This window comes from Streptomyces sp. NPDC005070 (assembly GCF_053600395.1).
In genome coordinates this window covers 1-20,440 of the sequence record NZ_JBSFZS010000078.1, presented here as the reverse complement: position 1 = coordinate 20,440, position 20,440 = coordinate 1, and the positions used below count along the sequence as shown (strand labels likewise).

18 protein-coding genes are annotated in these 20,440 nt (G+C 72.3%); 10 read left to right on the top strand and 8 right to left on the bottom strand.

Translation table 11 applies throughout. From position 1 onward, the window contains the following. Positions 1–30 precede the first annotated feature (30 nt). The gene (locus tag ACWEBX_RS24730) at positions 31–1,071 is read left to right on the top strand and encodes a LacI family DNA-binding transcriptional regulator (RefSeq protein ID WP_451887006.1); all 1,041 of its coding nucleotides are present in this window, start codon (positions 31–33) and stop codon (positions 1,069–1,071) included. Positions 1,072–1,205: 134 nt separating this feature from the next. Further along, entirely contained in the window at positions 1,206–2,084 is an 879-nt protein-coding gene (locus ACWEBX_RS24725; RefSeq protein ID WP_451887005.1) for a universal stress protein, read from the top strand. Between the two features lie 40 nt (positions 2,085–2,124). On the opposite strand, the gene ACWEBX_RS24720 is transcribed toward ACWEBX_RS24725, so the two are convergent. Continuing rightward, the gene (locus tag ACWEBX_RS24720; protein ID WP_451887004.1) at positions 2,125–2,478 is read right to left on the bottom strand and encodes a hypothetical protein; all 354 of its coding nucleotides are present in this window, start codon (positions 2,476–2,478) and stop codon (positions 2,125–2,127) included. A 107-nt stretch (positions 2,479–2,585) separates the two neighbouring features. On the opposite strand from ACWEBX_RS24720, the gene ACWEBX_RS24715 reads away from it, so the two are divergent. Together ACWEBX_RS24715 and ACWEBX_RS24710 are read left to right on the top strand one after the other, a co-directional pair. Then, the gene (locus tag ACWEBX_RS24715; protein WP_451887021.1) at positions 2,586–3,251 is read left to right on the top strand and encodes an NUDIX domain-containing protein; all 666 of its coding nucleotides are present in this window, start codon (positions 2,586–2,588) and stop codon (positions 3,249–3,251) included. Positions 3,252–3,323: 72 nt separating this feature from the next. Beyond that, positions 3,324–4,310 carry an aldo/keto reductase gene (locus tag ACWEBX_RS24710; protein ID WP_451887003.1) on the top strand — a complete coding sequence of 329 codons (987 nt, stop codon included), beginning with the start codon at positions 3,324–3,326 and terminating at the stop codon, positions 4,308–4,310. A 39-nt stretch (positions 4,311–4,349) separates the two neighbouring features. Here the strand turns inward: ACWEBX_RS24710 and ACWEBX_RS24705 are convergent, their stop codons facing one another. After that, the gene (locus tag ACWEBX_RS24705) at positions 4,350–6,896 is read right to left on the bottom strand and encodes a SpoIIE family protein phosphatase (RefSeq protein ID WP_451887002.1); all 2,547 of its coding nucleotides are present in this window, start codon (positions 6,894–6,896) and stop codon (positions 4,350–4,352) included. Between the two features lie 190 nt (positions 6,897–7,086). Beyond that, positions 7,087–8,007: a LysR family transcriptional regulator ArgP gene (locus ACWEBX_RS24700; protein WP_451887001.1), complete on the bottom strand. Its 921-nt coding sequence runs from the start codon at positions 8,005–8,007 to the stop codon at positions 7,087–7,089. 66 nt (positions 8,008–8,073) lie between these two features. Between ACWEBX_RS24700 and ACWEBX_RS24695 the strand changes: the two genes are divergently transcribed. From ACWEBX_RS24695 to ACWEBX_RS24680, 4 genes are all read left to right on the top strand, one after another. Continuing rightward, positions 8,074–8,685, top strand: a complete 612-nt coding sequence (locus ACWEBX_RS24695; protein WP_451887000.1) for a LysE/ArgO family amino acid transporter — start codon at positions 8,074–8,076, stop codon at positions 8,683–8,685. A gap of 112 nt (positions 8,686–8,797) precedes the next feature. Continuing rightward, positions 8,798–10,186: an MFS transporter gene (locus ACWEBX_RS24690; protein WP_451886999.1), complete on the top strand. Its 1,389-nt coding sequence runs from the start codon at positions 8,798–8,800 to the stop codon at positions 10,184–10,186. A 38-nt stretch (positions 10,187–10,224) separates the two neighbouring features. After that, complete coding sequence (locus ACWEBX_RS24685; RefSeq protein WP_451886998.1) at positions 10,225–11,043, top strand: methyltransferase domain-containing protein; 819 nt, start codon at positions 10,225–10,227, stop codon at positions 11,041–11,043. Between the two features lie 111 nt (positions 11,044–11,154). Further along, positions 11,155–11,523, top strand: a complete 369-nt coding sequence (locus ACWEBX_RS24680; protein ID WP_355768438.1) for a DUF6479 family protein — start codon at positions 11,155–11,157, stop codon at positions 11,521–11,523. Between the two features lie 65 nt (positions 11,524–11,588). On the opposite strand, the gene ACWEBX_RS24675 is transcribed toward ACWEBX_RS24680, so the two are convergent. Continuing rightward, a complete protein-coding gene (locus tag ACWEBX_RS24675) occupies positions 11,589–12,530 on the bottom strand; it encodes an ATP-dependent DNA ligase (protein ID WP_451887020.1) in 942 nt (313 codons plus the stop codon). A 151-nt stretch (positions 12,531–12,681) separates the two neighbouring features. Then, positions 12,682–13,575 carry a Gfo/Idh/MocA family protein gene (locus tag ACWEBX_RS24670; RefSeq protein ID WP_451886997.1) on the bottom strand — a complete coding sequence of 298 codons (894 nt, stop codon included), beginning with the start codon at positions 13,573–13,575 and terminating at the stop codon, positions 12,682–12,684. A 294-nt stretch (positions 13,576–13,869) separates the two neighbouring features. Between ACWEBX_RS24670 and ACWEBX_RS24665 the strand changes: the two genes are divergently transcribed. Both ACWEBX_RS24665 and ACWEBX_RS24660 read left to right on the top strand, forming a co-directional pair. Then, positions 13,870–14,658 carry a PIG-L deacetylase family protein gene (locus tag ACWEBX_RS24665; RefSeq protein WP_451886996.1) on the top strand — a complete coding sequence of 263 codons (789 nt, stop codon included), beginning with the start codon at positions 13,870–13,872 and terminating at the stop codon, positions 14,656–14,658. Positions 14,659–14,778: 120 nt separating this feature from the next. After that, positions 14,779–16,206 carry a M1 family metallopeptidase gene (locus tag ACWEBX_RS24660; protein ID WP_451886995.1) on the top strand — a complete coding sequence of 476 codons (1,428 nt, stop codon included), beginning with the start codon at positions 14,779–14,781 and terminating at the stop codon, positions 16,204–16,206. Positions 16,207–16,238: 32 nt separating this feature from the next. Here the strand turns inward: ACWEBX_RS24660 and glgB are convergent, their stop codons facing one another. The 3 genes from glgB to ACWEBX_RS24645 all read right to left on the bottom strand — a co-directional run. Further along, complete coding sequence (gene glgB, locus ACWEBX_RS24655; protein WP_451886994.1) at positions 16,239–18,470, bottom strand: 1,4-alpha-glucan branching enzyme; 2,232 nt, start codon at positions 18,468–18,470, stop codon at positions 16,239–16,241. A gap of 99 nt (positions 18,471–18,569) precedes the next feature. Further along, positions 18,570–19,943, bottom strand: a complete 1,374-nt coding sequence (locus ACWEBX_RS24650) for a maltokinase N-terminal cap-like domain-containing protein (RefSeq protein WP_451886993.1) — start codon at positions 19,941–19,943, stop codon at positions 18,570–18,572. Between the two features lie 47 nt (positions 19,944–19,990). Then, the coding region (locus tag ACWEBX_RS24645; RefSeq protein ID WP_451886992.1) for an alpha-glucosidase C-terminal domain-containing protein at positions 19,991–20,440 on the bottom strand (450 nt) is incomplete at its 5' end.

Below are 20,440 nucleotides of genomic sequence, written 5' to 3'. Positions count from 1 at the left end.
GGGGCGCTTCCGTGCCGTTAGGGTGCCGCCATGAACAGACAGGCTCCCACGCTGGAGGATGTCGCGCGGGTGGCCGGAGTCTCCCGCGCGACCGTGTCCCGGGTCATCAACGGTGTCCGCAACGTCGATCCCGGGATCCAGGAGGTGGTGCGCACGGCCATCGAGCGCACGGGATACGCGCCCAACCGGGCCGCGAGGTCACTGGTGACCCGGCGCAGCCAGACGGTGGCGCTGATCGTCTCGGGCGCCGGCGACACCCCGGGGGAGGAGCAGAACGCCTTCGCGGCACGGGTGTTCGCGGACCCCTTCTTCGGGCGGGTCGTCAGCGGTGTCGTGGGATACCTGCGTCCGCGCTCGATGCATCCGCTGCTGATGTTCGCGGAATCGGCGGAGACCAGGGCCCAGGTGCTGGCCGACCTCCGGCAGGGCAGCGCGGACGGCGCCCTCGTCGTCTCCACCCACGCCGACGACCCGCTTCCCGCTCTGCTCGCCGACGCGGGCCTGCCCGCCGTCCTCTTCGCCCGGCCCTCCCGACCCGTGCCGCTCAGCTACGTCGATCTCGCCCACCGCGAGGGAGCGCGGCTGGCGGCCGAACACCTGCTGAACCGGGGGTGCCGGCGGATCGTCACCGTCACCGGACCGCTGGCCGTGGCCGCGAGCCAGGACCGGCTCGCCGGGTTCCGCGACACGATGGCCCGCGGCGGACACCCGTACGTTCCGGTCGCCGAGGGCGGGTTCACGCTGGACAGCGGTATGGCGGCGATGTCCGGGCTGCTGTCCGAACACCCGGATGTGGACGGGGTGTTCGCCGCCAACGACCTGATGGCCCAGGGAGTGTGCCAACTGCTGCGGGAACGGGGCAGACGGGTGCCGGACGATGTCGCGGTCGTCGGCTTCGACGACTCCAGCGTGGCGGTGACCTGCCGCCCGCCGCTGACCACCGTGCGCCAGCCGGTGGAGGAGATGGCCGCGGCGATGGCCGCTCTCCTGGACGAACACATCCGAGGCGTCCGCACCGAACCCACATCGCTGATCTTCGACCCGGAACTGGTGGTCCGCGCGTCGGCCTAGAGCCCGTGCCCCCCCGCATGTCCTGCTCCACGTCCCGCCGCGAATCCGTCGTGGCCGCCGGTGGCGGACACTGGAGCGGTCAGGATGGATCAGCACCCGGCCGGACAGGCGGGCCGGCGACGGAAGGCAGGCGGATGACCCACCCGATCACCGTGGGCGTGGACGGATCGCCCGAGAGCAGGGCGGCACTGGCCTGGGCGGGCCGCGAGGCCGTCCGCCGGGACGTGGCCCTCAGGGTGGTGTACGCCTGGCACTGGCCGCCGCACGACATGGTCGGCGGTGGTGACAGGGAGGACCAGGCACAGTGGGTCCACAACATGATCGAGGACGCGGCCCGCACGGTCACCGACCGGCACGACGGTCTGGGGGTCACGATCGACGTGATCGACTCGGCCGGAGGCGACGCGGTCGAGGCACTGCTGGGCGTCGCGGCCGAAACGGGGACCCTGGTGCTCGGGTCCCGCGGCTACGGCGCCTTCGTCGGCTTCCTGCTCGGTTCCGTCGGCCAGCGGGTGATCGCCGAGGCGTCCTGCCCGGTGGTGCTGGTGCGTTCGGAGGACCGGCCCGAGGACGAGGCGGGCGGCCGGGAGATCGTCGTCGGCCATCAGGGCGGTCCCGAGGACGACGCCGGTCTCCGGTTCGCGTTCGAGACCGCGGCGGCGCGTGGCGCGGCGGTACGGGCCGTACGGGCGTGGAGCCTGCCGCCGGTGTTCGCCTACAGCCCCGGTTCGCTGAAGATGCTCGACGAGGCCGGCGGCCTGGAGCCGTACGAGCGGAAGGCGCTGGCCGAGGCGCTCCAGCCGTGGCGCGAACGCTTCCCCCAGGTGCCCGTCACCCAGCACATCGAGATGGGCAGCGCGGGCCAGGTGCTGCTGTCCCTCTCCGACCGGGCCCAGTTGATGGTCGTCGGCCGCAGGGCCGACCGCTCCGCGGTGGGCGTCCGGATCGGTTCGGTGGCCCACGCGGTGATGCACCACGCGCCCTGCCCGGTGGCGGTCGTTCCGCACTCCTGAACCGGGAGCAGGTCAGGAGAGCCCCGGGCCGGCCGCGGAGCTACGTGTTGTCGGCCCGGGACATCCGCAGGGCGAGATCCTGGAGCAGATCGGCCGTCGTGACGTCGGTCCGCCCGGAGTCGTGGAGGTCGGCGAGTTCGGAGAAGAGGAACGCGAAGGCGCCCACCAGCGAGATGGCGGCGGGCAGATAGGCGTCCGCGACCGCCTGCCCCGCCTCCGCGGGCCCGGCGTCACCGGGCACCTCGACCCGCGGGAACACCTCGGTGACGAGTGCGCCCAGGTTGTTCTCGGCCGACTCGACCTCGTCCTCCTCGTCCTGGGCGATCCTGCGCACCATGGCGTTGGTCTCGGTGAGCACGCCGATCGCGCGCAGGATGATCTCCGTCTGTTCCATGCCGTGAGCCTAAACGGGCGAAGCCCCGCTGTAACCGGGATCTTGGTCTCGGAATGGTAGACAGAGCCCATGAACGACAACTCCCGCACCCGCCGGGCCCGCGCGCGATGACCGCCGGCATCGACACCCCCGACCGCCGGGGCCGCACCGGACTCGACCGGACAGGCCGTGATCTGACCGGCAACCCGCGCGTCAGGATCCGCGACGTGCAACTCCTGTCCTGCCACTGGTACGTGGAGCGCACCACCACCTTCGACCTTCAGCTCGCCGACGGAACCTGGAGCACCCAGGAGCGCGAGACGCACGACCGCGGCAACGGAGCCACCCTCCTGCTGTACGACGCCGAGCGGGAAACCGTCCTGCTGACCAGGCAGTTCCGCTATCCCGTGTACGTCAACGGCCACCCGGACGGCATGCTGGTCGAAACGCCCGGCGGCCTCCTCGACGAGGACGACGAACACCCCGAGGACGCCGTACGCCGCGAGGTCGTCGAGGAGACCGGGCACACCGTCGGCACGGTCGAGCACGTCTTCGACGTGTACATGAGTCCGGGTTCGGTCACCGAACGGGTGAGCTTCTACGCCGCTTCGTACGGCCCGTCCACCCGTACGCACGAGGGCGGCGGACTCGACGAGGAGGGCGAGGACATCGAGACGGTCGAACTGCCCTTCCGTGAGGCCCTGTCGATGATCCGCACCGGGGACATCGCGGACGCCAAGACGATCATGCTGTTGCAGTGGGCCGCCCTGGAAGGGCCCTTCGCCAAGGCTTGACCTCAAGAGCACTCCAACAACCAGACTCCTGTTCGGACCCGGGGACTTCGGGCCCGAACGGGAGGGAACACCATGCGCTACCGCACGATCGGCACGGACCCGGGGACCCGCCGTGAGGTGAGTGTGCTCGCGCTCGGCGCGATGCTGTTCGGCTCGCTGACCGACGAGAAGACGTCGTTCGCCGTACTGGATCGCTATGTCGAGGCCGGCGGCAACTTCATCGACACCTCCGACAACTACGCCTTCTGGACCGACGGCGGCCAGGGCGGCCAGAGCGAGGAACTCCTCGGCCGCTGGCGGCGCAGCCGGGGCGTCGGCGACGAGATCGTTCTCGCGACCAAGCTCGGCGCACGCCCGCTCGCCCCGGGGACCGGCTACGTCGACAACCCCGAGGGCCTGTCGGCCAAGGTGATCCGCGAGGCCGCCGAGAGGAGCCGGGAACGCCTCGGCGTGGAGAAGATCGACCTGCTGTACGCGCACATAGAGGACCGCACCGTCGAACCGGGAGAGACCGTCCAGGCGTTCGCCGAACTCGTCGCGGAGGGCAGCGTCGGACTCCTCGGGGTGAGCAACCACGCCGTCTGGCGTGTGGAGCGGGCCCGCGCCCTGGCCGCCTTGGCCGGACTGCCCGGCTACGAGGTCCTGCAGTACCACCACAGCCTGCTGCGCCCGCGTTCCGACGTACCGAGCGGGCTCTTCCCCGAGGGAAACCTCGGCGCCGCGACCGGAGAACTCCTCAGCTACCTGGGGGCGGAGCCGGAACTGACCCTGGTCGCCTACTCGCCGCTGCTGGGCGGCGCCTACGGACGGCGGGACAAGCCGCTGCCCTCCGACTACGACCACCCGGGGAACGCGGCCCGGCTCGGCGTGCTCCGGGAGGTGGCCAAGGAGACGGGGGCGACCCTCAACCAGGTCGTGCTGGCCTGGCAGATCGGCGGCGAGCTGCCGCTGATCCCGTTGGCCGGCGCGTCCTCGGTGGCCCAGTTGGAGGAGAACCTGGCCGCGGTGGACCTGGAGCTCGGCCCGGACCAGCGGGCCCGTCTGGACGCGGCCCACTGAGCCGTCCGGCCCGGAACCGCGCGCGGTTCCGGGCGTCCGCTATGGGCGTTCGGCCCCGCCGGGCGGTCGGCGGGTGGTGAGCAGCAGGGCGATGTCGTCGGGGCGCTCGTCGGCCTGCCGTGCCTCCGCGGTGAGCAGATCGGCGGCGCGGGACAGCGAAGGGCCGCCCGCCGTGCGGCGCGGCGGGCCCGCGTCGGCCAGGGTCGCGCGAAGCGCCTCGATCCCGTCGTCGATGTCCGTGCCGGGCCGCTCGACCAGCCCGTCCGTGTACAGGGCCAGGACGGCCTCGGGCTCCAGCACCAGGTCCGTCACGGGGTAGTCGGCGTGCGGATCCACGCCGAGGACCACGCCGCCCGGCAGGTCCAGGACCTCGGTGCGGCCGTCGGGGTGGCGCAGCAGCGGTTGCGGGTGCCCGGCCCGCGCCGCGTGCGCGACACCGGTCACCGGGTCCACCCGGACGTAGCAGCAGCTCGCGAACTGACCCGGGTCGAGGTCGATGAGCAGCCGGTTGGTGCCGCTCATGACTTCGTCCGGCGAGTGGTCCCCGAGGGCGAACGCCCGGACAGCGCTGCGCAGTTGGCCCATCGTGGCGGCGGCCTGGACGCCGTGTCCCTGTACGTCCCCGATGACGAGGGCGAGCCCGTCGCCGGCCTCGACGACGTCGTACCAGTCGCCGCCCACGTCCATGCCCACCGTTCCGGGCAGATAGCGGCCCGCCGTCTGGATGAGGGGGTGCGCCGACAGCCGGTGCGGCAGCAGTGCCTCCTGGAGCCCGCGGGCGAGCGCCGCCTCGTTGTCGTAGCGCCTCGCCCGTTCAAGGGACTGCGCGATCAGCCCGGCGAGCGCGGTGAGCACCGTACGCTCCTCGGTGCTGAAGCCGCGGGGCTTGTCGAACCCGAGGATGCACGAGCCGACCGGGCGTCCGGAGGCGATCAGCGGAAGGAAGGCACGGGCCCCGACGGTGGCGTCCAGGGAGATGCCCGGGTAGGCGGCGGCGACCTGCTCCATCGACTCGAAGAAGAGTGCCCTGCCGCTGGTGAGCGCCTCGACGCCGGGCAGTTTGGCGTCCAGGCCCACACCGTCGAAGGGGGCGAGGAACCCCTGCGGGAAGCCGGTCTCCCAGGCCAGATACAGCCGGCGGTCCTGCAGCAGGTAGATGGCCAGGCGGCGGCTGCCGAACGCGGGCAGCAGCTCGCGCATCACCACCTCGGACACCTGCCGCGCGGTCACGGCCTCCGTCAGCGCGATCGCGAGGACGATGGGCCGGTACTGCGGTGCCGTGCCCGGGACACCGGTGTCGGGCTCCTCGGCCTCGGCCCGAACCGCCTGTGTCGCCTCTACGTCGAACGGGGTGTTCCCGGTGGCCTCCGAGGCCCGCCCCAGCGGCGTTATCTTGCAGGTCACTCCGCGCGGTCCCGGATAGACGGAGAAGCTCAGCCAGCTGCCCGTCAGGTGGCCCGGAGTCGTCGCGGTGCCGTTCCCGAGCGGGCTGAGGGCCCGGAAGTGCACCGGGTCCGGTGAGAGCAGCGCGCCCCGCAGATGGTCCTCGTAGGCGGGGTGGTCCATCCAGGGCGCCACGTCCCACAGCAGCCGACCCAGCAGCTCGGCACGTGGGCGGCCGAGCAGCTCGGCGGCGCGCGGGTTGGCGTAGGTGATCAGCCCGATCCGGTCGATCGCGAAGACGCCCTCCGGGAGCTGGTCGGCCGCGCCGTCCGCGGCCGGTCCGGGGCCCGGGTCGACGAGCGCGCCGCTGACCCGGTAGGGCGGGTCGTCCGCCCCTCCCGCGGTCCACAGTTCGAGGAGCCGCAGTCCGCCGCCGCCGGTGCGTACCGGCAGCGGATGGGGCGGCGGCCGGCCGGCGGCGGTCTCGCGCAAAGCGGCCAGCAGCAGCCGGGGCTCGTCGTGGGCCAGCGCGTCCGCGAAGGCTTCGGGGGTTCCCGCGAAGTCCTCCTGGGGGATCCCGAGAAGTGCCCACAGGGCGTCGTCCGCGATCAGCCTGCCGTCGTCCGGATTCCAGGTGAAGCCCCCGACGCACCGGGTGGACGGTGCGTCGACCGGCGGCCGGGTTCCGAGCGGTTCGGCGTCCCACAGGACCGAGGACCCGTCCTTGTCCAGTTTCGCCAGGCGGGCTCCGAGCTCCGCCGCCACCGCCGTCATCCGGTCGCGGTCCGGCAGCACCTCGGTGGCGTCGGAGGCCGGAGGGCGCAGCACGATCAGGACCCCGTACGAAGTGGAGTCGCTGACGACGGGCACGTAGAGCGAACCGAACTGGAAGGGCAGTCCCGCCGCGAGCTGGGGGTAGCGGCGCATCGTCTCCGTCGGATCGGCGAGGAGCACCTCCACACCGAGCCGATGGGCGTCCGCGACCGGGAACGGCCGGTCCACGTGCATGCGGGACCAGGGGCGGAACAGGGGGCCCGGCAGGCCCGCGAGCACGGCCAGACGCAGCAGTCCGGGCGTGCCGGAGCGCAGATACACGCCCCCCGCGAAGCCGCGGGCGGCCCGGATCGCGTCCGTCACCGCGTCAGTGAGCAGGGAGGTCAGGCTGTCCAGCGCCCGGCCCTCACGCTCGGCGCTCCCTCTCATCGATCTGCCCTCGTCCGCCCGGCACCAGGGGGGTAACACAGCAAGAATGCGCCTCTCGGGTCGCTCACCGCACCTCGACGTCCTCCGCGGCACCAGGAGGTCAGGCCATTCTTCCCGGCCGCGCCCGAATGTGCCCAGCGTGAACATACCGGCTCGGGCCTGGTTCGGGAGCTGTCGGGAAGCGAGTGATTCAGAAGACCGGGCCGGGCCGCAGCGTCCCGGCCGCGGCGGCCGCCACGGCCTCGGCCACCGCGCCGAGGGCGGGGAAATCGAGCTTCCACTGCTGCCAGAACAGGGGGACGTCGATGTCCCGGCCGGTCGTGAGACGCACCAGCCGCCCGGTGCGCAGCAGCGGACCGGCCTGGACCTCGGGCACCATGCCCCAGCCCATCCCGGCCGCCACGGCGTCGACGAACCCCTCCGACGTGGGGACGAAATGGCGCAGCGTGCTCGCTCCCGGACCGCCGGCGAGGGCGCGGACGAAGTCGTCCTGGATGTCGTCGTCGCGGTCGAAGGCCACCACCGGGGCGGAGCCGATCAGCTCGCGCAGGGGTGCGCCGGTCCTGGTGCCGAGCCACTGTTCGGCGCAGCCGGGGCTCGCCACCGGCAGATAGCGCATGATCCCGAGGGTGCGCAGGGAGCAGCCGGCCACCGGGTCGGGCGACGAGGTGACCGCCGCCATCACCGTTCCCTCGCGCAGCAGGGCGGCGGTGTGGTCCTCGTCCTCGCGGCGCAGCTCGAAGCGCAGCCCGAGTCCGTCCGGCACGCGGGCGAGGGCGGGCAGGAACCAGGTCGCCAGCGAATCGGCGTTCACCGCGATCGACAGCCGGGTGGGCTCACCGGAGCCGGACATGCCGAGCTCGGCGTGCGCGTCCCGCTCCAGCAGGGCGAGCCGGCGCGCGAAACGCACGACGATCTCGCCGGACTCGGTCGGCCGCACCGGCTTCGTTCGCGTCAGCAGGACCCTGCCGGTGCGCTGTTCGAGCGACTTGACCCGCTGGCTCACGGCCGAGGGCGTCACATGGAGGGCCGAGGCCGCCGCGTCGAAGGTGCCCTCGTCGACCACGGCGAGCAGGGTGCGCACCTGGTCGAGGGGGAGATCCGTCATCACGAGCGCTAAGGATACGTAAGAATCTTTAGCTGTACTCCTGGCGATCGGCTTTCTAACGTCGACGGCATGACAGACGCCCTCGCCGCAGCGGTCGCCGGATTCGGCGCCGGCCTCTCCCTCATCGTCGCGATCGGCGCGCAGAACGCCTTCGTCCTGCGCCAGGGCGTCCGCCGGGACGCGGTCCTCGCCGTCGTGGGCATCTGCGCCCTGTCCGACGCGCTGCTCATCGCGCTGGGGGTCGGCGGGGTCGGTGCCGTGGTGGTGGCCTGGCCCGCGGCGCTCACCGCGGTCGGCCTGATCGGCGGCTCTTTCCTCGTCGTCTACGGACTTCTCGCCGCCCGGCGCGTGCTGAAGCCGTCGGCCCTCCGGGCGGCCGACGGATCCCCGGGCTCCTGGCGGCGTGCCGTCCTCACCTGCCTCGCCCTGACGTGGCTCAACCCGCACGTGTATCTCGACACCGTGTTCCTGCTCGGCTCGCTGGCGGCCGGCCGCGGCTCGCTGCGCTGGACGTTCGGGCTGGGCGCCGTGCTCGCCAGCCTGTGCTGGTTCGCCGCCCTCGGGTTCGGCGCTCGGCTGCTCGGCCGCTTCCTCGCCCGGCCCGCGTCCTGGCGCGTGCTGGACGGTCTCGTCGCCACGACGATGATCGCGATGGGCGCCACCCTGATCGCCGGCGCCTGAACCGCCGTACCGCGCCGCCGCTGCCCCGTGCGCCCGTCCCGTTCGCGCCAATAGCCTCCCCCGGGGGACACGAGCCGTCCACGCTCGGCCATAGTGATCCTCGGATCGAAAGATGTATCGAGCAACCAGGGTGAGCGTGGACACGAGTCAGAGCAGTACGGACAGCGGCGCCGCGGAGCCGGACGGCAGTGGCGGCGCCGCGGCGTCCCACGGGAGCGGCGGCAGTGCGGAGTCCCTCGCGAGCGCGCAGACCGAGCGGGCCGACCGCTCCGGATGGCGCCGATGGGCCATGGACACCCGGCCGCTGCGCCGCCCCGCCTACCGCCGGCTGTGGTCGTCGACCGCCGTCACGTCCGTGGGCAGCCAGCTCACCGCCGTCGCCGTGCCCAAGCAGATCTACGACATCACCGGTTCCTCGGCCTGGGTCGGCTACGCCAGCCTCGCCGGTCTGCTGCCCCTGGTCGTGTTCGCCCTGTGGGGCGGTGCGATCGCCGACAGCGTGGACCGCCGCAAACTGCTCCTCGTCACCAACGCCGGCATAGCCGTCACCTCACTGCTGTTCTGGGCGCAGGCCGTCACCGGGCTGGACTCGGTGCTCGTCCTGATGGTCCTGCTCGCCCTCCAGCAGGCGTTCTTCGGCCTCAACTCCCCGGCCCGCAGCGCGTCCATCGCCCGGCTCGTCCCGGCGGACGAACTGCCCGCCGCCAACGCGCTCGGCGCGACGGTCATGCAGACCGGCTCGGTGGCCGGACCCATGCTCGCCGGTGCGCTCATCCCCCTCATCGGGCTGCCCGAGCTGTATCTGATCGACGCCCTCGCCCTGACCGTCACCGTGTGGGCCGTCGTGCGGCTCCCCGCGCTGCCGCCCCTCACCAAGGCGGCCTCCCAGCGTGCGGGCCTGCGCGAAGTGGTGGCCGGCTTCCGGTACATCGCCCTGCACAAGGTGCTGCTGCTGTCCTTCCTCGCCGACATCATCGCGATGGTTCTCGGTATGCCGCGCGCCCTGTTCCCGCAGCTCGCCGCCGAGACGTACGGCTCCTACGGCGAAGGACTCGCGCTCGGCCTGCTGTTCGCGGCGATCCCCATCGGCGCCGTCGTGGGCGGACTGATGTCGGGCACCTTCTCCCGCGCCCGCCGGCACGGCCTGATGGTCATCGTCTCCGTCGCGGCCTGGGGCGCGGCCATCGCCGGGTTCGGTCTCAGCGGCAGCCTGTGGCTCGCCGTGGCCTTCCTGGCCGTGGCCGGGGTCGCCGACATGGTCTCCATGGTCTTCCGCGGCGCGATCCTGCTGTCCGCCGCCACCGACGAGATGCGCGGACGGCTCCAGGGTGTCTTCACCGTGGTCGTCGTGGGCGGCCCACGCGTCGCCGACGTCCTGCACGGCACGGCCGGTTCGGCCTTCGGAGCACCCGCCGCGGTCGCCGGCGGGGGCCTGCTGGTGATCATCGCGGTGCTTGTGCTCGCTTTTGTCACACCGGCCTTGAGGCGTTACACAATCTGAATCTGAAAAACGACCATGGTGGTTCTAGAGTGACCGCCATGGTGGACACGCGGCCTACGTCGGCCTTCCACGCGCAGAACATCAGCGCGGACAGCACCTCCCGTCTGGTGGGCGCTCTCGACGCCCAGGACGTCAACGACGGCGTACAGCGTCTGCGTTCGTGGGCGCACGCGGCACTGGCCGTACGGCCCGGCGAGCGGGCGCTCGACATCGGCGCCGGCACCGGATCGCAGACCCGTCGTCTCGCCGCGGCCGTGGGCCACCGCGGCAGGGTGCTCGGCATCGAACCCAACCCCGGACTGCGCGCCGTGGCCGAACAGCGGGGGACCGAGGAACGCAGCGCCGCGCGCTTCGCCGACGCCGACGCCCTCGCCCTGCCGCTGCCCGACGCCACCGTCGACGTCGTGTGGTGCGAGCGGGTCCTCCAGCACCTCGCGGAACCCGAGAAGGCCGTCTTCGAGATAGCGCGCGTGCTGCGCCCCGGCGGACGCGTCGCCCTGCTGGACACCGACTGGGCGACGACGATCCTGCACCCCGGTGACCCCGAGACGATCGCCGCGCTCACCACCGGCGCGCTGTCCGCGGCCGCCGACCCGTACTCCGGACGCAAGCTCGTGGGACGGCTGACGGCCGCGGGACTCGTCATCGACGACCGTGGATCGCAGGCGCTGCTCCAGGACCACAAGTCGGTCGCCTGGCCGCTCATCCGCATGCTCGGTGACTCGGCGCTGAACCGCGGGCTCATCGACGAGGCGCGGCGCGACCGCCTGTACGAGGACCTCACGGAAGCCGCGCGTCAGGGCGGCCTGCACATGTCGGTGACGATGTTCGGGGCCGTGGCGCACCGCCCGGAATGACGGGGCCGGATTCACGGCATAGCGCCCGGATTGATCCGGAATACAATGGAATGGCCGTCGCTGACGGGCCAGTACGCAGATTTCCCCTGGTATTGGGGGTACGCGAACACCATGTACACCGCGAGCCAAGATCTGATCACAGCGAGCTCATCGCTGAACGCGGGCGCCGCCTTCATCGGCGGCCTCATCATCGCCGGTGCCCTCGTCTGGGCCGTCCGGATGGGCATCAGGGTCCGGAACCTGGAATCGCGCCCGCCCACACCCGAGGAGCAGCCCAGGCTGCCCGACAGCGGGGCGGTGCACGAGGAGCGCGAGATGCGGGAACCCGACGAGGTCCCGCACGCCGTGGACGAGAGTGAGCGGCTGATGCCGTACAACATGCACTCCGCGGGAACCAAACACGCCGATGACCAGCATCGCAAGCGCTGGCAACCCGGATCCAGCGGGTCCTTCGGCAGCGGCGGACCCGGCAGAACCTGACCGGGCCGCGAAGGAGCCGACCGCCGCGCGCGGCCGGCTCCTTCGCCTGCGCACACCGCGCCCGCCTACGGGAGATCGGCCGCCGAGTCCTCGGGAGCGAGGTCGGGACGCAGCCGCAGCCACGACGGCTGGCGGAGCAGTCCGGCGCGGGTACGGGTGCTGTAGCGGACCTCGCCCACCAGTCGGGGGAGCACCCAGCGCGCCTCGGCCGCCCGCGGGACGGTGTCGAACGGGCAGCGGCCCGTCTCGGCGGCCCGCAGCAGCCGGGCGAGTTCGTCACGTTCGGCCGCGTTCCATCCGGTGCCCACGCTCCCGACGTAGCGCAGCCTTCCCTCGTCGCGCTGGCCCACGAGTACGGCGCCGGGCAGGCCCGACAGACGACCCTTCCCGGGGACCCAGCCGCCGACCAGTACGTCCGCGGTCCTCATGTTGCGGATCTTGATCCAGGACCGTGAGCGCACGCCGGGCTCGTACACCGAGTCGAGCCGTTTGCAGACCAGCCCCTCCAGACCGCTCGCCCGCGTTGCCCGCAGGGCCTCGTCGCCGTGCCCCACGAGTGCCGTCGGCGTCGACCAGAACGGGCCCGCAAGGGAGAGGCTCTCCAGCATCCGGCGCCGCCGCGCGTAGCGATGGCCCGTGAGGTCGCCGCCGAGATACATGACGTCGAACAGGACGAGATGGGCCGGTGCCTGCCCGGCGCGCCGGGCCGCCCTGCCCGGCGACCGGGCGAGACCCATCCGGGACTGCAGGAGCTGGAAGTCGCCCCGGCCCTGATCGTCCAGGACCAGCACCTCGCCGTCCAGGACCGCCGCGGTCGTGCCGAGCACACCGCCGAGTGCCCGCAGTTCCGGGTAGGCGGCGGTGATGTCCTCACCGGACCGCGCCCGCAGGGTCACGCTGCCGTCCCCGGGCAGATAGACCACGGCACGCTGACCGTCCTGCTTCGTCTCGTACGCCCACCGCATGTCCTGGCCGGGGGCCGGCAGGGGTCCGGGCGTCGCGAGCATGGGCGCGATCAACGGCAGCTTCGGCGGATTCACACCACCTGTCTCGACCCCCCACCGCCCCCGCACGCTTCCCCGCCGGCCGTTTCGCCTGAACGGCCGCGCCGCGGCGATCCGGGGCGGTGATCGGAGCGGTGACCGGCAGGGCGGCCCGTCAGCCCTCCAGCGCCTGGGTGATCAGCGTCTGGAGGTACAGGCCGCGGTGGGCGTCGAGGGGTGCTGGGAGGTTCGAGCGGACGGCGGTGGCGAACTCGCGGCGCAGTACGGGCCAGGACTCCTCGTGGTCGAGGGCCCCGAAGTCCAGGACCAGCTCGGGATGCCGGCCGAACAGTTCGACGCGGGTGATCCCGTGCTCGACCTCGACCGAGCCCGAGAGGGAGGCCTGGCTCACCGCGCCGCTCTCGTGCTCGCAGGTGAGTTCGAGCCAGCGGCGCGGATCCCCGGCGCCGCGCACCCGGACGATCGGCCCCAGGGCCGCGTCCAGCAGATCGAGCAGATGCGGTCCGAGGTCCAGGAGCGCCCCGTGCTCCAGGCGCCAGGGGGTCGCGAAGTCGCCGCCCAGGAAGGCGCCGCTGAGTCCGCAGGAGCGGGCGCCCGAGACGTCCAGGGTCCGCGCCTTCGCGAGGAACCGCCGAGTGGCCGGGTGGTAGCGATTCGTCAGGACGAGCTGGGAGACCACGCCCGAGGCGTCGATCGCGTCCACGAGCCGCCGCGCCGCGGGCAGGTCGAGCGCGAGCGGCTTCTCCAGGAGCAGCGCCTTGCCCGCCTCGGCGGCCCGTACGGCCAGTTCGCCCTGCACCGCGGGCGGAACCGAGAAGGCCACCGCCTCGCAGTCGTCGAGCAGTTCCTCGAACGTCGCGGCGACCCCCGCGCCGTAGGGGGCCGCCGTCTCGTGGGCGGCCTCCGGCCGGCGTGCCCACACCGACGTCAGCACCGTCTCCGGTCCGGCGGCGAGCACCCGGGCGTGCACGGCCCGCGCCCAGGGCCCCGCGCCGACGAGCCCCACCCTGACGGGTGCGAGGTTCCAGGTGGGCGAGGTGGTGGTCACGGCATCTCCTCTGCGCTGTACGAGCTCTGACGCGCCGTCGGCCGACGGCGCCGCCGAGGGTGAGCGACGGTTTCCGACACAGGATCCTCGGACGTGTATGTGTACGTGTGAACAGACTTCACCACGGCGTCCCGCAGTTCGGCCAGCGGCCGGCGGCCGACTGCTGGCGGGTCCCCGCCCACACCCACGCGCACCACGGCCCCGCCGGGCACACAGGGGCGCGAAAGCCCGGCGCGCGAGCCCGGGAAGCGCGCCTCTGTCGGTGTCCGCCCGCCGCGCGCCATCATGCCGGACATGGATCCCACACAGGACAAAGCAGGCTTCGGGGGCGGTACAGGCCTGCCCGCGCTGCCGGAGGACTGGGAGCGGTGTCTCGCCGTGGCCGCCCACCCGGACGACATCGAGTACGGCACGGCCTGTGCCGTCGCGCGCTGGACAGCGCAGGGCAAACAGGTGAGCTATCTGCTGGCGACCCGGGGAGAGGCCGGCATCGACGGCCTGCACCCGGACCGGGCGGCACCGCTGCGCGAGGCCGAGGAACGGGCCGGCGCACGGCAGGTCGGCGTCGACACCGTCGAGTTCCTCGATCACCGCGACGGCGTCGTCGAGTACGGGACCGCGCTGCGCCGGGAGATCGTGCGCGCGATGCGCCGCCACCGGCCCGACATCGTGGTGACCGGCGCGTTCACGGTACGGATGGTCGGCGGCATGACCAACCAGGCGGACCACCGGGCGGTGGGCCTGGCCGCCCTCGACGCGGCACGCGACGCGGGAAACCGCTGGATCTTCCCCGAACTCGCCGACGAGGGTCTGGAACCCTGGAACGGCATCCGGATGGTCTGCGTCGCCGGAGCGGAACAGCCCACCCACGGCGTCGACGTCACCGGCGAACCCCTCGAACGCGGCATCGCCTCGCTGGAGGCGCACGCCGAGTACACCAAGGCCCTGGGCGCGGGCGCCTTCGAACCGCGGCCGTTCCTCACCTGGGCGGCCGGCATGGGCGGAGCGGCGCTCGGCGTCGAGTCCGCCGTCCTCTTCGACGTCCACCAGCTCGTTCCGGACGGTCCGCCGCCCTGGGTGTGAGCACGACCGGCCCACCGGCCCCCGCGGCACGGTGGCGACTTGACCTGATCGTGGGGGCCTGGGCGGGGAGGGACTCATAGGCTGTGCGCGAGTGATCACCGTCGAACCGGAGGAGCGAACGTGACACCACGCCCGCACGAGGCCGCACGACGCACAACCGTCCTTCGCCGCGAGGCCGTTGTCGCGGCCGTCCCCGTGGCCATCGCCGCCCTGCTCACCGCGGCGGGCCCCGCCACGGCGGCCGGGACCGTGGGTTCCGCCGGCGCGGGAGACCCGTACTTCCCTCTCTCGGGCAACGGGGGCTACGACGTCCGCCACTACGATCTGACGCTCGGTTACGACCCGCACAGCCGCCACCTCGACGGCACGGCGGTCATCACCGCCCGGGCCACGCAGCGGCTGAGCCGGTTCGACCTCGACCTCAGCGGGCTGAAGGTCACCGGCGTCACCGTCGACCACGCCAAGGCCGCGTTCCGGCGCGACGGCCGGGAGCTCGTCGTCACCCCGAAGGACACCCTGCGCAAGGGCCAGGAGTTCCGCGTCACCGTCACCTACTCCGGCACCCCGAAGCCGGTCACCGACCCGGACGGCTCCCTCGACGGGTGGATCCCCACGGACGACGGCGCGTTCGTCGCCGGCGAGCCCCAGGGCGCGATGACGTGGTTCCCCGCGAACAGCCACCCCACGGACAAGGCGTCGTACGACTTCACCCTGACCGTGCCGAAGGGGAGCACCGCCGTCGCCAACGGCGTCCTGCTCGGGCAGCGGACCGCGAACGGCCGGACCACCTTCCGCTGGCGCCAGGCGGAACCGATGGCGGCCTATCTCGCCACGGCGACCGTCGGCACGTTCAAGGTCGAGCAGTACACCACCCGCGACGGCCTCAAGATCTACAACGCCGTCGACCCGCGCGAGGCGACCGCCGCCGCGCCGGTCGTCAAGAAGCTGCCGTCCGTCCTGGCCTGGGAGAGCAAGCTCTTCGGCCCCTACCCCTTCCGGGCGGCCGGAGCCATCGTCGACCGGGCCCCGCAGGTCGGCTACGCCCTGGAGACCCAGACCCGTCCCGTCTACGACTCCGCGCCCGACCTGGACACCCTCGTCCACGAGAGCGCACACCAGTGGTTCGGCGACTCCGTCACCCTGACCCGGTGGAAGGACATCTGGCTGAACGAGGGCTTCGCGACCTACGCCGAGTGGCTGTACGCGGAGCAGCACGGCGGCAAGAGCGCGCAGAAGGCCTTCGACACGCTGTATGCCACCCCCGCGGACAAGGACCTCTGGGCGTTCCCGCCCGGTGATCCCGGCAGCGGCGAGCACATCTTCGAGACTCCGGTGTACGCCCGGGGCGCCATGGTCCTGCACAAGCTGCGCACGGCCGTCGGCGATCCCGTGTTCTTCCGTATCCTGCGCACCTGGGCCACCGTCCATCGCGCCGGGCACGGGACGACGGCCCAGTTCATCCGGCTCTCCGAGCGGGAGTCCGGCAAGGACCTCTCCGCCCTCTTCCACACCTGGCTCTTCACGGCCGGGAAGCCCGCCTCGGCCTGAGGCGGGCTTCCCGGTGGCGGCTGCGGTCCGGCTCAGGCCGGCCGCAGCCACACTGTCGCCAGCGGCGGCAGCGTCAGTTCGATGCTGGTGGGGCGGCCGTGCATACCGATCGCCTCGGCCTTGACGGGCTCGGGGTGGATGACGTCGCTGCCGCCGTAGCGGAGGCTGTCCGTGTTGAGGACCTCCCGCCAGGCGGGGACGTCCTCGGGGACGCCGAGGCGGTAGCCGTGGCGGACGGCGGGGGAGAGGTGGGAGACGGCGAGCAGGGGGGTGCCGTCGGCGGCGTATCGCAGGAAGGCGAAGACGTTGTCGTCGGCGGCGTCGCCGACGACCCAGGTGAAGCCGGACGGGTCCGTGTCGCGTTCCCACAGCGCGGGTTCGCCGCGGTAGAGGGTGTTGAGGTCGCGGACGAGATCCTGGACCCCGCGGTGGTCGGCTTCGGCGCAGTAGGCGGGGTCGAGGAGCCACCACTCGGGGCCCTCGGCCTCCTTCCATTCACCGCCCTGCGCGAACTCCTGTCCCATGAAGAGCAGTTGCTTGCCGGGGTGGGCCCACATGAAGCCGAGGTAGGCGCGGGCGTTGGCGCGCCGCTGCCACCAGTCGCCCGGCATCTTGGAGACGAGTGCCTGCTTGCCGTGCACGACCTCGTCGTGGGAGATCGGCAGGACGTAGTTCTCGCTGTAGGCGTACACCATCGAGAAGGTCATCTCGTTGTGGTGGTACTTGCGGTGGATCGGCTCGTGCTGCATGTACTCCAGCGAGTCGTGCATCCAGCCCATGTTCCACTTGAGGCCGAAGCCGAGCCCCCCGTCGGACGTCGGACGGGTGACTCCTTCCCAGGCCGTGGACTCCTCGGCGATCGTGACGACGCCGGGGTTGCGGCGGTAGACGGTGGCGTTCATCTCCTGGAGGAACGCCACGGCGTCGGGATTGTCCCGCCCGCCGAACTCGTTCGGGGCCCACTGGCCCTCTTCGCGGGAGTAGTCGAGGTAGAGCATGGAGGCGACGGCGTCGACCCGCAGGCCGTCGATGTGGAACTCCTCGCACCAGTAGGTGGCGTTGGCGACGAGGAAGTTGCGGACCTCGCGGCGGCCGTAGTCGAATTCGAGGGTTCCCCAGTCGGGGTGGTCGGCGCGCCGTGGGTCGGCGTGTTCGTAGAGCGGGCGGCCGTCGAACTGGGCGAGGGCCCAGTCGTCGCGGGGGAAGTGCGCGGGGACCCAGTCCATGAGGACGCCGACCCCGGCCCGGTGCAGGGCGTCGACGAGGTACTTGAAGTCGTCGGGGGTGCCGAGCCGGGCGGTGGGCGCGTAGAACCCGGTGATCTGGTAGCCCCACGAGCCGCCGAAGGGGTGTTCGGCGACGGGCATGAGCTGGACGTGGGTGAAGCCGAGGTCGGTGACGTAGGCGGGGAGCTGGTCGGCCAGTTGACGATAGGTCAGGCCGGGTCGCCAGGAGGGGAGATGCACCTCGTACACCGAGAACGGCGCCTCGTGCACCGGGCGGTGTTCGGCCCGCTCCTTCATCCACTTGGAGTCCTGCCACGTGTACGACGACCGTGTCACGACCGACGAGGTCGCCGGAGGCACCTCGGTGCGGCGGGCCATCGGGTCGGCGCGCAGGGTGCGGGATCCGTCGGGGCGCGTGATGTCGAACTTGTAGAGCGCCCCCTCACCCATGCCGGGCAGGAACACCTCCCACACACCGGACGATCCGAGCGAGCGCATCGGGAACCCGGCGGCGCCGTCCCAGTGGCAGAAGTCCCCGCAGACCCGTACCCCTTGAGCGTTCGGGGCCCATACGGTGAAGCGCGTGCCCTCCACACCCTCGTGGGTCATCGGCTCGGCGCCGAGTGCCCGCCACAGCTCCTCGTGCCGGCCCTGGCCGATCAGATGCAGGTCGAACTCACCGAGTGCCGGCAGGAACCGGTAGGGGTCGTGCGTCTCGAACTCGCTGATGTCGTACGTAACCACCAGGGTGTAGGCGGGAATCGCGTCGAACGGCAGGACGGAGCCGAAGAGCCCGTCGCCCAGGTCGTCCAGCGCCGTACGGTTCCCGTCCACGACCACCGCCACCCCCTGGGCGTACGGCCGCAGCGCCCGGAACACCACTCCGCCCGGCACCGGATGGGCACCCAGCAGCGCGTGCGGATCGTGATGGGCGCCGGAGAGAAGCCGCCCCCGATCCGTGGGGTCCAACGCGGCGGGCTGCGCGGACGGGGCGGCGGGCTTGGCCCGTCGAACGCGGGAGGATGCGGTGCGGGTCACGGCTTGGGCCTCTCGAAGCTGGGGGTGTCGGGTGGTCGGCGGGAGTGCTCAGGCTGGTCGGTGGTCGGTGGTCGGTGGTCGGTCACCGGTGGTGGGTGGTCAGGAGCTGTCGGCGAGCCGTCCGACGGCCGCCATGGGTACGGGCAGCCAGTCGGGCCGGTGCCGTGCCTCGTACAGCACCTCGTACACGGCGCGGTCCGTCTCGTACGCGCGCAGCAGTTCGGGCTCCTCGCGCGGGTCCCAGGCCGCCGCGGCGGCGTAGCCCGCGCAGAAGGCCTCGCGGCAGCGCTCCGCCCACTCGGGACGCCAGGGCTGCCGGGAGCGGGCCGCATAGTCGAAGGACCGCAGCATGCCCGCGACATCGCGCACAGGCGACTGGACACGCCGACGTTCGCTGATCGGGCGGGCGGGTTCACCCTCGAAGTCGATGACCGACCACCGCCGCCCGGCGCGCAGGACCTGGCCGAGGTGGAGATCGCCGTGGATACGCTGGGCGGGGCGGACCGCGGAGTCCAGGGCGGCGAGCGCGTCGAACGCCGACCGCAACCCGGGCGCGTGCGGGCGCAGTTCGGGGACGGAGCGGACGGCGGAGTCGAGACGCCCGTGCATCGCCTCCGCGAGCCGCTTGTTCCGGTACGGACTCGGCGCGTCCACGGGGAAGGCCTCGGCCAGGGTCAGATGCACCTCGGCGGTGGCCCGGCCCAGTTCGTACGCCTCACCCGTGAAGTCCTGCCGCGAGCCGAGGGACTCGAGTGCCAGCGCCCAGCCGTCCGCGGCGCCTCGCAGATACGGCTGGAGGACGCCGAGGGTCGCTTCCTGCGGCTCCGAGGTCCGGAACCACGCGGCCGGCGCGGGGACGCGGGTGCAGCCCTGCCGGGCCAGGGCGCGCGGCACTTCCAGGTCCGGGTTGATGCCGGGCTGGACGCGCCGGAAGACCTTCAGTATGAACTCGTCTCCGTAGACCAGCGAGGTGTTGGACTGCTCGGCGTCGAGGAGACGCGGCGCGAGACCGGACGGCACCGTCACACGGGGGTCGCGTTCGAACCGCAGCGGTCCGGCCTTACTCGAACGGCGCAGCCGCTCCAGGAGCAGTCCCGCGGCCTTCGGGTCGTGGAAGGCGTCGTACACGGTCAGGTCGGCCAGCGGGCCGGCGCTCGCCCGGCCGATGAAGGCGTGGGCCAGCCGTGGCGGCAGGACCTCCCGCACACCGAGGAGCAGTTGGTAGCAGTCCTCGGCCGCGGGGGTGCCGGCCGTGCCGTGGGCGGGCGGGCCGAGGTGCTCGGTGCGGACCAGCAGATGCAGACACCCCGGGTACAGCTCGGTGCTCGACAGCAGGGTCAGATCCGTCACGGGCCTGCCCTTGCCCGCGAACCAGCGCTGCCGCGGCAGCCAGGCGCGCAGCAGCTCGGCCAGCGAGGTGAACAGCGGAGCGGTGTCGAGGCCGCTCGGACGCTGCAGAGCGGTGTTCGCCATGACGGCACGTCCTTTCAGGGGCGGGCGGGCTGTCGAGGGGTACGCGTTCACGATCGCCTCGTGGTGCCGGGCCCGACCGCGGGGCGCAGCCGGAACCAGTAGAAGCCGTGGCCGGCGAGGGTGAGCAGGTAGGGCAGTTCGCCGATGGCCGGGAACCGCACGCCGCCGATGAGCTCGACCGGGTGCCTGCCGTTGAAGGTGCGCAGGTCGAGCTCCGTGGGCTGGGCGAAGCGCGAGAAGTTGTGCACGCACAGGACGAGGTCGTCCTTGTATTCCCGCAGGAAGGCGAGGACGGCGGGGTTGGAGGAGGGGAGTTCGGTGTAGCTGCCGAGTCCGAAGGCTTTGTTCTGTTTGCGGATCTCGATCATGCGGCGGGTCCAGTGGAGCAGCGACGAGGGCGAGGACATGGAGGCTTCGACGTTGGTGACCTGGTAGCCGTAGACGGGGTCCATGATCGTGGGGAGGAAGAGGCGGCCGGGGTCGCTGGAGGAGAAGCC

Excerpts from the sequence above, each read along its gene's own strand:
- ACWEBX_RS24730 (WP_451887006.1), top strand. The coding sequence starts at position 31 with ATGAACAGACAGGCTCCCACGCTGGAGGATGTCGCGCGGGTGGCCGGA.
- ACWEBX_RS24725 (WP_451887005.1), top strand. The coding sequence starts at position 1,206 with ATGACCCACCCGATCACCGTGGGCGTGGACGGATCGCCCGAGAGCAGG.
- ACWEBX_RS24720 (WP_451887004.1), bottom strand. The coding sequence starts at position 2,478 with ATGGAACAGACGGAGATCATCCTGCGCGCGATCGGCGTGCTCACCGAG.
- ACWEBX_RS24715 (WP_451887021.1), top strand. The coding sequence starts at position 2,586 with ATGACCGCCGGCATCGACACCCCCGACCGCCGGGGCCGCACCGGACTC.
- ACWEBX_RS24710 (WP_451887003.1), top strand. The coding sequence starts at position 3,324 with ATGCGCTACCGCACGATCGGCACGGACCCGGGGACCCGCCGTGAGGTG.
- ACWEBX_RS24705 (WP_451887002.1), bottom strand. The coding sequence starts at position 6,896 with ATGAGAGGGAGCGCCGAGCGTGAGGGCCGGGCGCTGGACAGCCTGACC.
- ACWEBX_RS24695 (WP_451887000.1), top strand. The coding sequence starts at position 8,074 with ATGACAGACGCCCTCGCCGCAGCGGTCGCCGGATTCGGCGCCGGCCTC.
- ACWEBX_RS24690 (WP_451886999.1), top strand. The coding sequence starts at position 8,798 with ATGTATCGAGCAACCAGGGTGAGCGTGGACACGAGTCAGAGCAGTACG.
- ACWEBX_RS24685 (WP_451886998.1), top strand. The coding sequence starts at position 10,225 with ATGGTGGACACGCGGCCTACGTCGGCCTTCCACGCGCAGAACATCAGC.
- ACWEBX_RS24680 (WP_355768438.1), top strand. The coding sequence starts at position 11,155 with ATGTACACCGCGAGCCAAGATCTGATCACAGCGAGCTCATCGCTGAAC.
- ACWEBX_RS24675 (WP_451887020.1), bottom strand. The coding sequence starts at position 12,530 with ATGCTCGCGACGCCCGGACCCCTGCCGGCCCCCGGCCAGGACATGCGG.
- ACWEBX_RS24665 (WP_451886996.1), top strand. The coding sequence starts at position 13,870 with ATGGATCCCACACAGGACAAAGCAGGCTTCGGGGGCGGTACAGGCCTG.
- ACWEBX_RS24650 (WP_451886993.1), bottom strand. The coding sequence starts at position 19,943 with ATGGCGAACACCGCTCTGCAGCGTCCGAGCGGCCTCGACACCGCTCCG.